Annotated in this window: 19 protein-coding genes and 1 riboswitch; of the genes, 6 read left to right on the top strand and 13 right to left on the bottom strand. The window is 42.4% G+C overall.

The genetic code is table 11. From position 1 onward, the window contains the following. Nucleotide 1: 1 nt before the first annotated feature. Nucleotides 2-529 carry an NADH-quinone oxidoreductase subunit NuoB gene (nuoB, locus tag E0F88_RS01360; RefSeq protein ID WP_131955914.1) on the bottom strand — a complete coding sequence of 176 codons (528 nt, stop codon included), beginning with the start codon at nt 527-529 and terminating at the stop codon, nt 2-4. A 140-nt stretch (nt 530-669) separates the two neighbouring features. Between nuoB and E0F88_RS01355 the strand changes: the two genes are divergently transcribed. Further along, a complete protein-coding gene (locus E0F88_RS01355; protein WP_131955913.1) occupies nt 670-1,428 on the top strand; it encodes a hypothetical protein in 759 nt (252 codons plus the stop codon). A 56-nt stretch (nt 1,429-1,484) separates the two neighbouring features. Here the strand turns inward: E0F88_RS01355 and E0F88_RS01350 are convergent, their stop codons facing one another. From E0F88_RS01350 to thiS, 10 genes are all read right to left on the bottom strand, one after another. Next, nucleotides 1,485-1,961: an NADH-quinone oxidoreductase subunit A gene (locus E0F88_RS01350; protein WP_131955912.1), complete on the bottom strand. Its 477-nt coding sequence runs from the start codon at nt 1,959-1,961 to the stop codon at nt 1,485-1,487. 65 nt (nt 1,962-2,026) lie between these two features. Beyond that, entirely contained in the window at nt 2,027-2,917 is an 891-nt protein-coding gene (locus E0F88_RS01345; RefSeq protein WP_131955911.1) for a sulfite exporter TauE/SafE family protein, read from the bottom strand. A gap of 131 nt (nt 2,918-3,048) precedes the next feature. Next, nucleotides 3,049-4,764 carry a GH39 family glycosyl hydrolase gene (locus E0F88_RS01340; RefSeq protein WP_131955910.1) on the bottom strand — a complete coding sequence of 572 codons (1,716 nt, stop codon included), beginning with the start codon at nt 4,762-4,764 and terminating at the stop codon, nt 3,049-3,051. A 119-nt stretch (nt 4,765-4,883) separates the two neighbouring features. Then, entirely contained in the window at nt 4,884-5,942 is a 1,059-nt protein-coding gene (moeB, locus tag E0F88_RS01335) for a HesA/MoeB/ThiF family protein (RefSeq protein WP_131955909.1), read from the bottom strand. Between the two features lie 126 nt (nt 5,943-6,068). After that, entirely contained in the window at nt 6,069-7,184 is a 1,116-nt protein-coding gene (thiH, locus tag E0F88_RS01330; RefSeq protein ID WP_131955908.1) for a 2-iminoacetate synthase ThiH, read from the bottom strand. Then, nucleotides 7,171-7,941, bottom strand: coding sequence for a thiazole synthase (locus tag E0F88_RS01325; RefSeq protein ID WP_131955906.1), 771 nt, complete (start codon nt 7,939-7,941; stop codon nt 7,171-7,173). Before E0F88_RS01325 ends, thiH begins: the two co-directional genes overlap by 14 nt. Continuing rightward, on the bottom strand, nt 7,935-8,558 hold the full coding sequence (locus tag E0F88_RS01320; protein ID WP_220466206.1) for a thiamine phosphate synthase: 624 nt from the start codon (nt 8,556-8,558) through the stop codon (nt 7,935-7,937). Before E0F88_RS01320 ends, E0F88_RS01325 begins: the two co-directional genes overlap by 7 nt. Before the next feature lie 91 nt (nt 8,559-8,649). Next, nucleotides 8,650-9,261, bottom strand: coding sequence for a thiamine phosphate synthase (locus E0F88_RS01315; RefSeq protein WP_131955904.1), 612 nt, complete (start codon nt 9,259-9,261; stop codon nt 8,650-8,652). Continuing rightward, nucleotides 9,261-11,144 carry a phosphomethylpyrimidine synthase ThiC gene (gene thiC / locus E0F88_RS01310; protein ID WP_131955902.1) on the bottom strand — a complete coding sequence of 628 codons (1,884 nt, stop codon included), beginning with the start codon at nt 11,142-11,144 and terminating at the stop codon, nt 9,261-9,263. The genes E0F88_RS01315 and thiC overlap by 1 nt, the downstream gene beginning before the upstream one ends. A gap of 89 nt (nt 11,145-11,233) precedes the next feature. After that, entirely contained in the window at nt 11,234-11,437 is a 204-nt protein-coding gene (gene thiS, locus E0F88_RS01305; protein WP_131955900.1) for a sulfur carrier protein ThiS, read from the bottom strand. Between the two features lie 68 nt (nt 11,438-11,505). Beyond that, a riboswitch (TPP riboswitch) is annotated at nt 11,506-11,601 on the bottom strand. A 139-nt stretch (nt 11,602-11,740) separates the two neighbouring features. Between thiS and E0F88_RS01300 the strand changes: the two genes are divergently transcribed. Then, the gene (locus E0F88_RS01300; protein ID WP_131955898.1) at nt 11,741-12,247 is read left to right on the top strand and encodes a GNAT family N-acetyltransferase; all 507 of its coding nucleotides are present in this window, start codon (nt 11,741-11,743) and stop codon (nt 12,245-12,247) included. A 4-nt stretch (nt 12,248-12,251) separates the two neighbouring features. Here the strand turns inward: E0F88_RS01300 and E0F88_RS01295 are convergent, their stop codons facing one another. Both E0F88_RS01295 and E0F88_RS01290 read right to left on the bottom strand, forming a co-directional pair. Further along, complete coding sequence (locus E0F88_RS01295) at nt 12,252-12,434, bottom strand: hypothetical protein (RefSeq protein ID WP_131955896.1); 183 nt, start codon at nt 12,432-12,434, stop codon at nt 12,252-12,254. Between the two features lie 173 nt (nt 12,435-12,607). Continuing rightward, complete coding sequence (locus E0F88_RS01290; RefSeq protein ID WP_131955894.1) at nt 12,608-13,072, bottom strand: RidA family protein; 465 nt, start codon at nt 13,070-13,072, stop codon at nt 12,608-12,610. Nucleotides 13,073-13,282: 210 nt separating this feature from the next. Between E0F88_RS01290 and E0F88_RS01285 the strand changes: the two genes are divergently transcribed. The 4 genes from E0F88_RS01285 to E0F88_RS01270 all read left to right on the top strand — a co-directional run bounded on the left by E0F88_RS01285 (nt 13,283) and on the right by E0F88_RS01270 (nt 16,800). Continuing rightward, complete coding sequence (locus tag E0F88_RS01285) at nt 13,283-13,468, top strand: hypothetical protein (protein ID WP_131955892.1); 186 nt, start codon at nt 13,283-13,285, stop codon at nt 13,466-13,468. Between the two features lie 198 nt (nt 13,469-13,666). Then, nucleotides 13,667-15,202 carry an MFS transporter gene (locus E0F88_RS01280; protein ID WP_131955890.1) on the top strand — a complete coding sequence of 512 codons (1,536 nt, stop codon included), beginning with the start codon at nt 13,667-13,669 and terminating at the stop codon, nt 15,200-15,202. Between the two features lie 47 nt (nt 15,203-15,249). Beyond that, nucleotides 15,250-15,501, top strand: a complete 252-nt coding sequence (locus tag E0F88_RS01275; protein ID WP_131955888.1) for a DUF6814 family protein — start codon at nt 15,250-15,252, stop codon at nt 15,499-15,501. A 114-nt stretch (nt 15,502-15,615) separates the two neighbouring features. Further along, nucleotides 15,616-16,800 carry an acetyl-CoA C-acyltransferase gene (locus E0F88_RS01270; protein ID WP_131955886.1) on the top strand — a complete coding sequence of 395 codons (1,185 nt, stop codon included), beginning with the start codon at nt 15,616-15,618 and terminating at the stop codon, nt 16,798-16,800. Nucleotides 16,801-16,802: the final 2 nt, after the last annotated feature.

Here is a 16,802-nt window from a genome sequence, read left to right as displayed (position 1 = left end):
TTCAGCTGGGTTCAGCTGCCAGGTTTGATTCCATTTCTAAAAATAATTCCGGTGCAAGCGGATGTTCGCCCCTGATCTTTTCCTGCAGCTTCATAAAGCCGCCGATCAGTGCTTCGGGTCTTGGCGGACAGCCAGGTACATACACATCCACAGGGATGATCCGGTCCACACCTTTAACCACATGATATCCGTGTTCCCAGTAAGGCCCTCCGCAATTGGAGCAGCTCCCCATTGAGATTACGTAACGCGGTTCGGGCATTTGTTCGTAAAGTCTCCGTATACGGTCGGCCATTTTAAAGGTAACCGTTCCCGCGACGATCATTACATCAGAATGCCTTGGAGAAGGGCGGGGAAATATTCCGAAACGTTCCAGATCATAATGAGAAGCATAGGAAGCCATCATTTCAATCGCACAGCAAGCCAGTCCGAAACCCATTGGCCACAAAGAAGATAGCCTTGCCCAGTTCATCAGGTCTTCTGCATTGGTTAATATAATGCCACCGTCACCGGTTTTAATTCTTTCACTCATCTGTTTGTTACTTTCGGTGATTAGCGCTGGTATAATAATTGCTCATTAAGGCTAATCTGTTTCTAAGCAAAAGTAATTATAAATGGCCAGAAACGGGCTCGCAATTTTAACAGATTACAAATACTTCAACACATTACGTTATGAAAAACAACTTACTATTAGGCTTACTTTTTATTACTGTTTTTTCCAGAGTCAATGCGCAGTCCGACATGGACACTACTTCATCAGTTAAGAAATTCAGTTCCGGAATGGCAATTTATGCAGAACTTGGTGTGTTGTCAAACAGCAGTTTTAAATCTATTCGGGAACAAATGAAGGCTTTGAATATCAAGCCGTTTGAGCCGGTTATGGCATCTATTGTTCTTGCCAAAAGAATAGAAACGGAAAAGTTTTATTTTGAAAACCGTTTGATCCTGATGAACAGCACAAAACACGGCGATGACGATAATGTAAGAAAGGGAATGTTCAGGGGGATCGGAATTGGTGTGGATGCAAGTCCAAAATTTGTGAATTCCACACATTGGAATGTGCTGATCCCAATTGGATGGGACCTGATGTTATATCAGTTAAAAGTAAAAAACAACCAGTCTGCAAGTTTGAATCAGGTAGTACAAAATCCAAACGATTACAGATCTGTAAAGCTGCACAATGGCAGTTTTAATCTGCATGCCGGAGTTGGTGTGGATTATAAGATGAATCTTTTTCCCAAGGTTTATGACAAAGTGTATATCAGTGCGAAAGGAAGTTATCATTTACCTGTTTTCAGAATGGGGAGATGGCGCGGCGACGATGTGAAGGTAACCGATCTTGCGTCGTTCAAGCCGAACCAGCTTTATGCACAGCTTGGCCTGGTTTTCTTTCCAAAAAGTACACACCGGATGTGGGGCAGAATGCACTGATAAAAGTAAAATACAACTGAGGCTTTTCGAAAGAAAAGCCTTTTTTATGAGTTATTTCAGCCTTTATTTCTCTTGTATTTTTCATTCACCTGGTCATACAACCCGGCAGGAACAGGGGATTTTACTTCCGGGATCTGTGGCTGGGGGCGAACCCATTCCAGATATCCTTTTGCCCAGGCGTAAGCGAGTCCCAGGACAAGTATGCCCACAAAAACAGTCATTTCAGCCAGTGCAAACCATCCCCATTGGCCGTTGGTTTGGGCTATAAGGTCTTCATTTCCAAAAACTACAGCCCAGGGAAAGAGAAAGAGAAGTTCTATTTCAAATAAAACAAAAATTAATGCTACAACGTAAAACCGAACATTAAACTGAATGTTTGCATTCCCGGATGGATCTTCACCTGATTCGTAAGTAGAAAGTTTTTCTTCATTTGGACGGCTCGGTCGAAGAAACCCGGCAATGGTTAGCATTAATCCAATAAAGGCAATGCCGGCAATGATGAAGAGTAGGATGTAACCGAAATCAGTGAGCATGTTGCAAAGTAAAATTTGTGCAAAGCTAATGAATTAGATTGGGTCAAAGAAGGCAAAGAAAACTATCAAATTAAACCGAGACTTTGCAGAATAGTACGAGAGCTCAAAAGGATAACCAGTATACCAACAGTAAGCATCAATGGTTTTCTTTTAATTTTTCCAACCACCAAAGCGCCAACCGGAGCTGCGATAACACCGCCAACGATCAGGCCAAGAACGACCTGCCAACTGTTCACACCATGAAAAATTAGGAAAGTGATACCGCTTGCAAATGTGATTCCAAACTCAGCAGCGTTTACCGAACCGATAGTATAACGCGGATCGCGTCCTTGTCCCAGCAAGGTGGAAGTAACAATAGGTCCCCAGCCACCGCCGCCAATTGAATCAAGAAAACCACCGGTTGCAGCCAGGAGGCCAATTCTTTTGGTTTTGTTTTTTACAAAACTTTTCTGAATCGCTTTTCTGATTATGATCAGTCCCAGTATAAGCATGTAAAATGCCATGAAAGGTTTGATCACGTTTCCATCAATAACATCCGAAAGAAGGTAAGCGCCTGTGACAGCGCCAAGTACACCCGGTATCAGCAGACTTTTGAATAATTTTTTATTGATGTTTTTAAAACGGAAATGAGAAATCGCCGAAGCCCCGGTTGTGAACATTTCGGCCACGTGAACACTTGCGCTGCTAATTGCTGGCGTAACGCCCATGCTTAGCAAAAAAGAGGTACATGTCACACCATAAGCCATTCCCAGCGCGCCATCCACAAGTTGAGCGGCCAGTCCGATCAATAAATATAAAGCAAAATCACTTTCCAGAAAGGACTGAAATCCAGGCTGATCAATTACGAATGTGCTGTTTAAAAACAAAATACCAATAAGTAAAACAAGCGCACCAAGAGGCAAAATATACCAGACAGGTTTGGTCGGAAGTTTTAGAGCGAGGACTTTTTGTAACATTATAATTGGTATTAAATAGTTCGGCGTGGACGAAGTCTGTTGCAAAACTACTAAAACTATTAACTCTACCAAATTGATAGAGTTAAATTAATCTGAAATTAATAATTATTTGCCATCTGGTTGACGGAATTTTACCAGGAAATTTTCAAAAATGAAACAGCCTGACGGGGAAGCGGGAACTGCATTTCCAAGGTTCCGTTTTTAACATTTATCCATTCCGGAAATGTCAGAAGCTGTAACTGTCCGGCTTTTTCCAAGATAGAAATTTGCTCTTCTGTAGGTGTTTTGGGTGATCCCATTTTCTTCCATACTTCATAGGAATTGCTGAACTTTTGGTCAATCCGGTAATGCTGTACGAAAACTCTGGAAGCGGTAATTCCTTTTAAATCCACTTTGACGGGTGCATCCGTTGCAGGTTTGTTATCATCATGGTAATTCCAAACCATCACAGCTGCCGATTTTTCACTTTTAGATGCAAGTGCATTCACATCCGGTTCACCACGGACGCTTCCATCGCGTACTTTCAGATAGTCGTATGCCAGATTTTGTTTTACGTCCACACGGTTCCCCTGCATCATACCAAACATCCTGAAAACGTTTAATACCGGTTTGTCAACCCCGTTGGTAGCGAGGTCCCTGAACCCGCGGAACCAGGCCTGGTCTTCGAATTCAAACGCCCAGGTAACGGCTCCGAGTAAATTTACGCCCCGTGAAGCAGCAAGATCAAACTTTCTCGCAAAGGATGCAGCTGTATAACTTGAGTACATGGTTCCGTTGCGATAGGCATTCTGCGGACTTAAATCTTCGGAGCATGCAGCACAGCCTTCGGGATCCGATTCACCGATGATAATCGGTAACTTTTTCAGGGTAGGATAAGAAGCCACAATTTCAAAACCCTTGTCGATATCCCGCAACTGAGCGCCCATATCCATCCGAACGATTCCATCGACCAGTTTAGGAGCACCTTTGGCGTGATAGGTTATAAAATCAAGCGGAGAACCAATTTTGCCGGTTTTGTAATTTTTCCCTTTTGTTACATGATCAAGAAAAGTTTTCAGGAAAATTGCTGCGTCTTCCCAGTTTGGTCCGGTCACTTCCGGTCCGCCGATTCTGGCTGTTGGTAATGCCCGTTTTACTGCATCGGCTGAATAATCATACATCTTGATATATTCTTCTGTGGTACCCTTCCAATAGCCAATGTTAGGCTCGTTCCAGAGTTCCCAATACCAGCTTTCGACTTCTTTTTTGCCATATTTTTCAACCGAATGTTTTACCCATTGGTAGACCAGCTCACCAAATTTTTCATAATCTTTTGGAGGGTAAGCCCAGCCGGTATAAATATCATTATAGTTGTCGCCAGGTTTCCAGAAGTGCCGGTAAGGTTGCGGTTTGGATGACAAAGCTTCCGGCATAAACCCGATTTGCGCAATGGGTTTCATACCACGCTCAATAAATGTATCGAAAATCTTGTCTACGATGGTCCAGTTATAAACCGGTTTTCCATTTGCATCTTCAGTATATGCATTGGTTGATCCCCATTTCAGAGCGGCAACGCCGTCACCGGTGACAAGCAAACTATGCACACGCACATAAACAGGCACTTTACTAAGTTGGGATATTTCTGTCAGCAGTTTTTTGCCGTCCTTCATGTAGGTATAGTTTGGCTCGTCGTAACCAAACCATGCCCAAATCGGCTTCAATTCACCTTTTTCTTTGTTTAGATCAACCTCGATGGAAATTGGTTTTGTTTCCGTCTGAGCTATTGTTTTTTGGGAAGAAACAAGAAGGAATATGCAAATACAGGCTGAAAATAAACTCCACCGGCATACTGATTTGGAAACACGCATAAGAAAAGCTATTGAGATTGTAAAAAGCCGATGAAACGAAATGGCCATCGGCTTAACCGCAAAGCAGCAACTTTGGTGTATTTACTGTCAATTAGACAATTATTTATTTAGAGTTAATTTTAATGACTCATGTTATTTTTAGCCCAGTAACTTTTTCCTGTAAATCCACTTTTGATTAGCAGATCTGTGGCCAGCTTACTTCTCTTTCCGCTATGACAATAAAAAACAACCGTTTTGTCGGCGGGCATGGTATGCAGGTTTTCCGGGAGTTCGGGTAACGGTATGTTGATGCCGCCAATAAAGTCCTCTTCAAACTCATAATTTTCCCGGACATCAATCAGAAACACATTTTCGTCCCCCGATTCCAGGAGATTTTCCAGATCTTCGAAAGGCATTTCGTTCGTTTGCCTTTTTACATTTTCCTCAATACCTGTTTCAATGTTAAGATTTTCTTGTACAGGAAAATCAGAAGATCTGCTGAAACTGAAAATATTGTTTGTGTTACCAAGCGCATTTAAAATCAGTAACTTACCGGAAAGTACTTCACCAATATCGCAGATAATTTTAATTGTTTCATTGGCCATATAGGTGCCGATAATTCCCGGCAAAATTCCGATCACACCGGCAACTTCACAATTATCTCCTTCTTCCGCTTCGGGAAAAAGACAGCGATAAGTTGGTCCGCCCTTGTAGTTAAAAACAGAAACCTGTCCTTCAAAACGTAAAATCGAACCAAAAACAAGCGGCTTATTTAACCCAACACAAACATCATTGGCAAGATAACGGGTCGGGAAATTATCCGAGCCATCAATTACGAGATCGTAACCGGCAATAATTTCGGCAGCGTTCGATTCATCCAACCGAACTGCAATAGCTTTCAGATTGACATAAGGATTCATGACTGTCAGTTTCTGGACTGCCGTTTCTGCTTTTCCCTTGCCCAGGTCATCCGCAGAATATAAAATCTGACGATGTAGATTGGTAACATCTACCGTATCGTCATCCACAATGCCAATCGTTCCAACTCCGGCTGCAACGAGATACTGCAAAACAGGACAGCCCAAACCACCCGCGCCAATCACAAGGACCTTCGCAGCTTTCAGTTTTTCCTGACCCGCCATACCCATTTCCGGAAGAATTATCTGTCGGCTATATCTTTTTCGTTCTATTGGTTCCACTGATATCTATTTCTGTGCGCTGCACCTAATCTTCAAAGTGGCGACTTGGTTTCTACAAATATTTCGCAGCTCTGCTGCTTAAATTTCAAACTCCTCACCCAATTTTATCATTCACTCATTCTATCATTAACATTGCATCACTCGATCCCAGTCTTTCCAAACAGGCTCATATCCCTTTGACCTGATCATCGTCGCAATTGCCTCCGGGCTTCGTTCGTCTGATATTTCGAACTGTTCCAAAGACTCCGGCTCAACGGCATAACCACCCGGGTTCGTCTTTGAACCAGCACTTATTGACGTGATTCCGAGCTGTATACAATGATTTCTGAATTTTTCAGATTCCCGTGTTGACAATGAAATCTCCACTTCCTCATTAAACAAACGATAGGCACAAATGAGTTGCACCAGTTCGCGGTCATTCATTTCTACTTTTGGTTCCAAGCCGCCGGAAAAGGGGCGTAGCCTGGGAAATGACAAACTATAACGCGTTTGCCAGTATGTTTTTTCAAGATAATTAAGATGCAGCGCGGTAAAAAAACTATCCGTTCGCCAATCTTCCAGTCCTATTAGAACACCCAATCCCATTTTATGAATACCTGCCTGACCTAATCTGTCCGGCGTTTCCAAACGGTAATTAAAGTTAGATTTTTTTCCTTTGGGATGATGCTTTTTGTAATCTTCTTTGTGATAAGTTTCCTGATAAATTAAAACAGAAGTTAGGCCAAGCGGAATTAATTCGGTGTATTCTTCGGTATCCAGTGGCTGAACTTCCATGGAAACCTGAGCGAAATAAGGACGGATTAATTTCAGCACCCTTTTGAAATATTCAACATGCACCGTTTGGTTCGCTTCACCAGTAACGAGCAAAACATGCTCATAACCAAGCTCCTTAATTACCGCAACTTCTTTTAAAATCTCATCATCCGAAAGTGTTTTTCGACGCACTTTATTATCCAGACTAAATCCGCAATAGGTACAAATATTGGTGCACTCATTGGAAAGATACAGAGGAATATAGAGCTGGATAATTTTCCCAAACCGCCTTTGTGTCAATTCCTGACTAAGCTGGGCCATAGGCTCCAGATACTTTGCGGCGGTCGGAGAGACAAGTGCTTTAAAATCTTCCAAAGTGCGTCTGGAAGAATGCAATGCATATTCCACATCTGTTTTTGTTTTGGAATAAATACTTTCCTTAACCTCGGCCCAGCTATATGATTCGAATAAATCTTTAAAATTCTTCATCTAAAAAAGCGGTTAACGGGCTGCTCGCAACGGCGAAATTTCCCTTTTGTGCAAGTCTGGCTTTGTAAGCCATCCGCCCGGCTTCGACGGCCATTTTAAAAGCAATTGCCATTTGAACAGGGTTGCCTGCGACAGCAATAGCCGTGTTCACCAAAACAGCATCAGCCCCGATTTCCATTGCTTTTGCAGCATCGGAAGGCGAGCCAATTCCGGCATCGACAATCACGGGAACGTTGCTTTGTTCAATGATGATTTCCAGAAAATCAATGGTTTTTAAACCCTTGTTACTCCCGATCGGCGAACCGAGCGGCATTACGGCAGAGGCTCCTGCATTTTCCAATCGCCTGCATAACACGGGATCTGCATGAATATAAGGCAGAATTATAAAACCCAATTTTGCCAGTTCTTCCGTTGCCAGTAAAGTTTCAATCGGGTCGGGCATCAGGTATTTCGGATCCGGATGAATTTCCAGCTTAAGCCAGTTTGTTTCCAGTGCTTCTCTTGCCAGCTGTGCAGCAAAAACGGCCTCTTTTGCCGTTCGGACGCCGGAAGTATTTGGTAACAGATTTATTTTTGGATGGTTCAAATGCAGAAGAATGTCGTCGTCCTGGCTGTTCATATCAACACGGCGAAGTGCAACGGTTACGAGTTCTGAACCTGAAGCAAGCAAGGCTTCTTCCATTAACTTTGATGAACTGAATTTCCCCGTCCCCGTAAACAGGCGTGAGGAAAAGTCTTTATCAGCGATTTTTAACATAATATTTTATTGATTTTGTGAACCACATTTCCGGGATTTGCAGCATTAATTATCGACCCGGAAATCGCGATTCCATACATGCCGGTTTCGATAATTTCAGGAATATCTTCCTGAGTAATTCCGCCAATTGCGATCAGTGGAATTGTATGTTTCAGATTTTTAAGTGATTTTGTCAAATTACTGTATCCTTCCAAACCCAGGATCGGACTCAGGTTTGGTTTGGTCGATGTAAAACGGAAAGGGCCAAGACCGACATAATCGGCACCTTCTTTGATTCGATCCAGAATATTTTCCAGTGTATTTGCAGTCCCGCCAATGACCATTTTTGTACCGACAATTTCTCTTGCAGAAGATATAGGCATGTCGTTTAACCCAAGGTGTAAGCCATAGGCACCAATTTCTTTTGCAATAAACGGGAAGTCGTTGATAATGAGTTTTGCCTGGTAATTCTCACACAGATTATTCGCTTCGATGGCCGTTTTTAGAACGGATTCGTAGGGTTGATCTTTAATACGGAGTTGGATCCATCGACAACCGGCATCCAGTGCAATTTTGATGCTATCGGGATGTGTGAGGCCTTTTTTTTGGTTTGATATGAACTGGAGTTTATCGATCATTATTGATTGATTATGTATGACCCAGGGTAGAAACCCTGGGTTGAGATATTACGCCTTTACAGGGCTTGAGGCCAAATCTGTCAACGGCTGATCAGACTTCACAAGTCTTCAAGACTTGGGAAGTCTGGCGAAAACTGGAAATTACATTAATCGGATTTTTCCAGAGTGCTCCCAAGATAGCCGCTCCGTCAAAATTCATTTTCTTTATCTGATCCAGATTTGTATGATCAATACCACCCAGAGCGATTACCTGTACTTTTTTTAAATTATCCTTCAAAAAGAAATCGTCCTGAATAACCCTTGAATAACCCGTTTTTGAAATGCTGTTAAACACCGGCCCGAAAAACGTATAGTCAAAATGAGGCGAAAGATTATCCATTTCGGCTAAATCATGGATCGACGTGCTTAGAAGAAAGTTGCGAGATTTCAAGGTTTTGAGCATTTCAGGATCAGCCATTTTTCTGTTTTTCTCGGTAAAATGAAGTCCCTTGACTCCAACTTCTTCCGTAAGGTTATGATGCTGATGAATCGCTATTTTTCCCAGAAAATCAGGCTCAATTTGAGATAATAAATTGGCAAAATTATCCTCTCTACTTTCCGGTTTCCGTATATGTAAACACACCAATCCTTCCCTGAAAAGACTGTTGATTAGTGCAGCCTCGTCAGGGATAAATTCAGGATTGGATATGGCTAATAGTTTCATTATAAATAGATTTCGCTGCCCTTGTTAGCAAATTCTCTGGCCTTTTCCAACATGCCTTTTTCCAGCACAACCTCTTCCATCAAACCGTTTTCCTGAGCATAATCACGTACATCCTGTGTGATTTTCATCGAGCAGAAATTAGGCCCGCACATGGAACAGAAGTGAGCGATTTTAGCACCTTCGGCTGGCAAAGTTTCATCGTGAAACTCTTTTGCAGTGTCGGGATCCAGTGAAAGATTAAACTGATCTTCCCAACGAAATTCGAAGCGGGCTTTACTTAATGCATTGTCGCGGTACTGCGCACCCGGGTGCCCTTTCGCCAGATCCGCTGCGTGGGCAGCGATTTTGTAAGTGATCACGCCGTCTTTTACATCTTTTTTATTGGGCAATCCAAGGTGTTCTTTTGGGGTAACGTAACAAAGCATCGCTGTTCCAAACCAGCCGATCATTGCCGCTCCGATGGCCGAAGTGATGTGGTCGTAACCAGGAGCTATGTCGGTTGTTAATGGTCCCAAAGTGTAAAACGGAGCCTCATGACAATGTTCTAACTGCTTCTCCATATTTTCTTTGATCAAATGCATCGGTACATGACCGGGGCCTTCAATGATGGTTTGCACATCGTGTTTCCAGGCAATTTTTGTCAGCTCACCCAGCGTTTCCAGTTCTGAAAATTGTGCAGCATCATTGGCATCCGCGATGCATCCCGGACGTAAACCGTCGCCCAGCGAAAATGCAACATCATAGGCTTTCATGATCTCGCAGATTTCCTCAAAATGCGTGTAAAGAAAGTTTTCCTTATGATGCGCCAGACACCATTTTGCCATTATCGAACCACCTCGGGAAACAATTCCGGTAAGTCGTTTTGCAGTCAGCGGAATATATCTCAGTAAAACGCCTGCGTGAATTGTGAAGTAATCGACGCCTTGCTCCGCTTGTTCGATTAAAGTATCCCGGAATAATTCCCAGGTCAGATCTTCGGCTTTTCCGTTCACTTTCTCCAAAGCCTGATAAATCGGTACGGTGCCGATTGGAACCGGAGAATTGCGGATAATCCACTCGCGGGTTTCATGAATGTTTTTTCCTGTAGAGAGATCCATAATTGTGTCCGCACCCCAGCGACAAGCCCACACAGCCTTTTCCACTTCTTCTTCAATGCTCGAAGAAACAGCAGAATTACCAATATTGGCATTGATTTTTACGAGGAAATTCCGGCCGATGATCATCGGTTCACTTTCCGGGTGGTTGATATTTACCGGAATAACCGCCCTTCCGGCAGCAACTTCCGCCCGCACAAGCTCCGGTGTAATCAGATTTTTTGGCGTGTTTGCTCCAAAGCTATTTCCGGCATGCTGGTGGCAAAGTGTATTGGCTTTGCCGTTTAATTCCTTGATCTGTTCTTCAATCCGCTGATTCTCGCGGATCGCGATGTATTCCATTTCCGCCGTAATAATTCCCTTTTTTGCATAATGCAGTTGAGAAACATTCTGGCCTGCTTTGGCTCGAAATGGTTTACTGATATGTGCAAATCTCAACGAGTCAAGGCTCTTGTCATTTTTTCTTTTTGTACCATATTCAGAAGAAATCGATTTCAGTTGTTCAACATCGCCGCGGTTTAAAATCCAGGAGGTTCTTAACGGTTCGAGTCCCTTTTTTACATCAATATCAATGCTTGGGTCTGTGAATGGACCGCTGGTATCGTACACTGTAACGGATGGATTTTTCTCAAGTAGGCCAGCTTTTCCGTGCACTTTGGTATCTGTCAGCGCTATTTCACGCATCGCTACGGATATGTCATGCAGTTGACCTTTTACATAAATCTTGGTCGATTTTGGAAATGGAGTACGGGTAATGACTTCGGTGTTGGGTGTCTTTTCAATTTTCATGGATGTACTGGCTTTTAGCTATTAGCCTTTGGCTGTAAGCTGTATGGATTGTAGGAAATCTGTGGAATTATTGTAGGTCGTTAACATGATTATCCACCCTGAGTTGCTTTGATCAGGGTTATTTTATCTTCGGGATGAAGAATACGAACTTGCCATTCTGTTTTTGGAATGATAGCCTGGTTGATGGCGATGGCAATTCCTTTTTTAGAATCTGTGAACAAAAAGGACAAAAGCTGTTCGACCGAAAAACGTTCGGGAATTTCTGTACGTTGCTGATTAATGCTGATTTCCATTCTGAAAAACTGTTTTATGAGAAAAACTTCAGGAATGGACCTTGCGAAAGATTCATTAAGATACAGTAGCAGTATCTCTTACTTTTCCCTATCGGCAGTACTAACTGCATCAGGTTCAAAGGGTATTATCTCAGTCCGCATACGGGACACCCCTAAAGTTTCCGTAAAGCTATTGGAAAAATTGGGGAAAGGAAAATAAATTCTACAAAGTTGGCGGTATCAACAAGCTTATAATTTGAGATTTGGTAATTTGAGCTAACTTTGAAACATTAACATCACCGATTAAACCGACCTAATCTTTTAATGGATCTTATCATAAGAAACGCTGCTCCGAAGGATTTACCCTCAATTCTCGAAATTATTAATCATGCCATTCTTACGACCACTGCCATTTATGACTACGATGCGAGAACATTGGAAGAACAAACGGCCTGGTTTGAAAAGATGATAAACGATGGCATGCCGGTTATCGTTGCAGAACATGATAAGCGTGTTATTGGTTATGGATCCTATAATATTTTTCGCCCGAAAGTCGGGTACCGGTTCAGTGTGGAACATTCCATTTATCTGGACGATAAGTCAAGAGGAATCGGAGTGGGTGGCAAACTTTTGGGAAGTTTAATTCAGCGTGCCAGGGAATCAGGCCTGCATTCCATGATCGGAGCAATCGACGCTGCAAATCGTGGAAGCATTGAGTTTCATAAAAAATATGGCTTTATCGAAAAAGGGTATCTCAGAGAAGTCGGATACAAATTTGACCAGTGGCTGGATGTGGTTTACATGCAGCTGATTGTGGAGGAGGAGGAATAATCTATTACAATTTCGATTCTAAAATCAGTCTTTCAAGATCAACAGGAACGTCTGTGGAAATCCACCTCGTTGTATTCTCATTAGATAGTCCTTTGACATAAAACAAATCATCTGATATGTTTTGAGAGATAGAAGCTTTTTTCTTCTTTTCTTGCTCTTCTTGTCCCAATGATGCGGATTTTCCCATTTCTAATTAAAAAATAAGCTGTAAGAAAGTGTGATAGTAATGTTCAAAAGGACTCTTAAAATTGGATTTGTACGGATTTTGAAGTTTTAGGTCACATTTTTATTAGTTCTTTTACAAGATTGCCTCAAAATCAAACTAACAATGCTCATGTATGTCTATGAGGGTTTTTAGAATTAAATATAAGCAATACAGTCCATCTCAACCAGCGCATTTCTTGGAATACCGCCATTTGCTGCAATGGTTGTTCGAACCGGCGGTTTGTCGCCGAACCGGCCTTTGTAGACTTCGTTCAGGTCTTTAAAATCCTTCATATCGTTTAAAAAAACGCTTACTTTCAAAACCTTTTTCATCGAAGAACCGGCCAGGTTCAGTTCTTTTTCTAATTCATCCAAAACATTTTTTGCCTGAGCCTTGATGTCACCTTCAACATTGGCCGCTTTACCTGCAATAAAAACCATATTCCCCAGCTTGGTATGGCTGGAATAAAGAGGAACTTCCTGGAAATTGATAATGCTGCCAACTTCTTTTTTGGTTAACGTTTCCACACTTTTTGCCTGTGAGGAACTAATACCGAACCCTGCAACACCGGCTATCGATGCAAATAAGTTTTTTAGTATTGAACGGCGTTCTGTTTTCATAAGATTCCTGTAAGTCCGGTTAAGTGATCTTTTTGATGCTGCGTTCTGTTTTGTTAAGATAGATAATTATTCCTTTTAAAGAAACGAAGTGCGTATTTGTTCCACGATTCCTACTAATAAATCATCCTTGCCGGGAGTCATGCCTGTGGAACGATTCTTTAAATAAACTCAGCAGATAAATTAGTAGATAACCTTTTAAATATATACGCTATGATACGTGAAAGAGGAGAACCTGCCATTGCCGATACGAGCAAACCTATTTTGGAAGCGCCTGTAGTTCCGGATTTTCCGGAGAACACGCAGCCGAAACGTCAGCCGGCCAATGATCCTGACCTGCTGAGAAATTCGAAGGAAGAGTCGGATGAGGAAGACGAAGATGATGACGATGTAGATTAAAAGATCATCCGGTTAACCGTTTAATTTTTGAAATAAAATAACAGGAAGCCTTTCAACCGAGCGTTGAGGGGCTTTTTTGTTTTTAAAATATGAGTATTCAAATGGATATTATGCCTTATCCTGCTAAATGCGGTACCATAAACCGCAAAGCCCAACCATCTGACTTCTTTGAATTAAATCCTGACCTTTAACTTACTAATGAGTTCAAACAAAAACGACGTTACACAAAGTATTACCCAGGTCATTGCCGCATCCTCTCTGGGAACACTGATTGAATGGTATGATTTCTACATTTTTGGTAGTCTGGCAGTTATTATCGGTCAGCAATTGTTTCCTAGCGATGCCGGCGCTTCTGCACTGATTAACACCCTGGCTATTTTTGCTGCCGGTTTTATTGTACGCCCTTTTGGTGCACTGGTTTTTGGACGCCTGGGTGATTTAATCGGGAGAAAATACACATTTCTTTTAACACTGGTTTTAATGGGCGGATCTACTTTTCTGATCGGCCTTATACCATCTTACTCGAGTATTGGTTATGCTGCTCCAATTTTGGTTTTGATACTCAGGTTGGTACAGGGACTTGCCCTGGGCGGAGAATATGGCGGAGCAGCGACTTATGTTGCGGAACATGCGCCGGTAGGAAGGCGAGGTTTTTTTACGAGCTGGATACAGACAACAGCGACAATGGGGCTTTTTCTGTCGCTCGGTATCATCGTTTTAACAAAGAATTTAATCGGTGCGGAGAAGTTCGCAGACTGGGGCTGGAGAATTCCTTTTCTTGTGTCGATCCTTCTCGTGGGTGTATCCATTTACATCCGTATGAAAATGCATGAATCGCCTGTTTTTACAAAACTTAAATCCGAAGGCAAAATTTCAGCTAATCCTTTAAAGGAAAGTTTTCAGAAAAAAGCCAATTTTAAAATGGTGCTCCTGGCGCTTTTTGGAGCAACAATGGGGCAGGGTGTTATCTGGTACACAGGTCAGTTTTATGCTCAGTCCTTTCTGGAAAATACCTGTAAGCTTGATTTTAACGAATCGCGGTATATTTTGCTTTGGGCAATCGTTTTGGCAACGCCATTTTTTGTAGTGTTTGGTTCATGGAGTGACAAGGTTGGCCGTAAGTGGATCATGCTTAGCGGCATGTTACTGGGAATTATCTTTTACAGACCCATTTACCAGTATTTTATCGATGCGACAAATGTTAAAGAATTTCAAAAAACGGAATTGAAAACGGCGACTGCGCCGGAAATTACCCGTGAGCTTGTGAAAGGAGAAAAAGATTCGATCATTACCACGACCTCTTATAAAACACTAAACAGCGGTTTTACTTTTAAAGAGTCAGTAGTTAAAATAATTCCTGACGATGTGCTGGCTCCCCTGCCGGAAGACAAAACGGTTATCGCGGATGTGACGCTTCCCGGCAAGACCTATGTAATTATTATTCTGCTGGTATTCTTTCAGGTTTTGCTGGTAACGATGGTTTACGGCCCGATTGCTGCATTTCTGGTTGAGCTGTTTCCCACGCAGATACGCTATACTTCCATGTCACTTCCTTACCATATCGGAAATGGTGTTTTTGGAGGACTTGTACCTTTCATTGCTACACTGGTCGCATCCTTTCCGGGTTCCACGCCGCTTTCAGGCCTTTGGTATCCGATTGGTATCGCGGCACTTTCGTTCATAATTGGTGCCGTTTATATTGATAATCGTGGTGACAGAAACGTAATGGACTGACCGGTTTTACAAATGTCTCATTGTTTTAAATTTTATTTTAAAAAAATATGAATGTTTTAAAAAAGATATTGGGTATCCTCTGGATCGTTTTGGGGCCGGTTATTATCCTGTTTTTGATCATGCAGGCGATTGAAAAAGTAGCCGCAGCAGCAGAAGGAATCGCCAGAACAAACACAACTTTGCAATGGTCAATCATCATTTTAATCTTTATTCCGATTTGTGCGGGATTGATGATCTTTGGCGTCTATGCTTTTAAGGGAGAATATGAACGCTTGCCCACAAGTTCTGATGAGTTATAAATAATTAGGGTTTTAATAACCTCAACACTGATTTTCGACAAAGGCGCAAGGATTTTCTTTGCGCCTTTGTTGCTTGTATATAACTTTGAAATATTGATTCATCAAACAGAAACCATGAAAGAGGAAGTTTTTATTTTATCTGCTGCACGTACGCCAATCGGAAGTTTTGGTGGTGTGCTGTCATCCGTTCATGCTGCCAAACTGGGTGCAACGGCCATTCAGGGTGCGGTTGAAAAATCGGGCTTGCCCAGGGAGGCCGTACAGGAAGTATTTATGGGGAATGTTATTTCCTCAAATCTTGGCCAGGCTCCGGCCAGACAGGCAGCGATTTACGCGGGTTTACAGCCAGATGTGATTTGTACAACTGTTAACAAAGTGTGCGCTTCCGGGATGAAAGCGGTTGTTTTTGGCGCACAAGCCATCCAGCTTGGCGATGCAGAAGTGGTTGTTGCCGGCGGAATGGAGAATATGTCTCAAATACCTTTTTATCTACCCAAAGCGCGATACGGCTATGGATATGGTAATGGAGAATTGGTTGACGGACTGCTTAAAGACGGCCTCACGGATGTTTACGACCAAATCGGAATGGGCGTTTGCGGAGACAGAACTGCTTCCAAATATTCTATTAGCAGAGAACAGCAGGATGCTTTTGCAATACAATCCTATCAAAGAAGTGCATTTTCAACAGAAAACGGATTTTTTAAAAATGAGATCGTAAATGTGGAAATACCTTCACCGAAAGGGGGAGAGCCTGTAATCATCAGCGAAGATGAAGAATACAAAAAAGTAAAATTTGAGAAAATCCCATCACTGAAACCTGTCTTTTCAAAGGATGGATCGGTTACCGCCGCCAACGCATCGACGATTAACGATGGAGCTGCTGCATTGGTCCTAGCAGGTGCATCAACAGTTAATCAAAAGGGATCAAAACCAATTGCACGGATCGTTGCTTATGCGGATGCTGAGCAGGAACCTGCCTGGTTTACTACAACACCGATTCTGGCCACACGGAAGGTTCTTAAAAAAGCAGGAATGTCGGTCTCTGATATTGATTTCTTTGAGGTAAACGAGGCTTTTGCGGTAGTTGCACTGGCCTACATGCAAGAATTGCAGCTAAGCAACAACCAGGTAAATGTTTTTGGGGGAGCAGTTTCTCTGGGGCATCCACTGGGAGCTTCGGGGGCACGAATTATCACGACACTGCTTTCTGTTTTGGATCAAAAAAACGGACGTTATGGATTGGCGTCTATCTGTAACGGTGGCGGAGGAGCATCCGCGATTATAATAGAAAGGCTTTAAGT

The sequence above is a fragment of the Dyadobacter psychrotolerans genome, assembly GCF_004349265.1.
GTDB lineage: Bacteria > Bacteroidota > Bacteroidia > Cytophagales > Spirosomataceae > Dyadobacter > Dyadobacter psychrotolerans.
The sequence above is the reverse complement of the archived record's forward strand: the minus strand, read 5'-3'. Positions and strand labels throughout refer to the sequence as shown.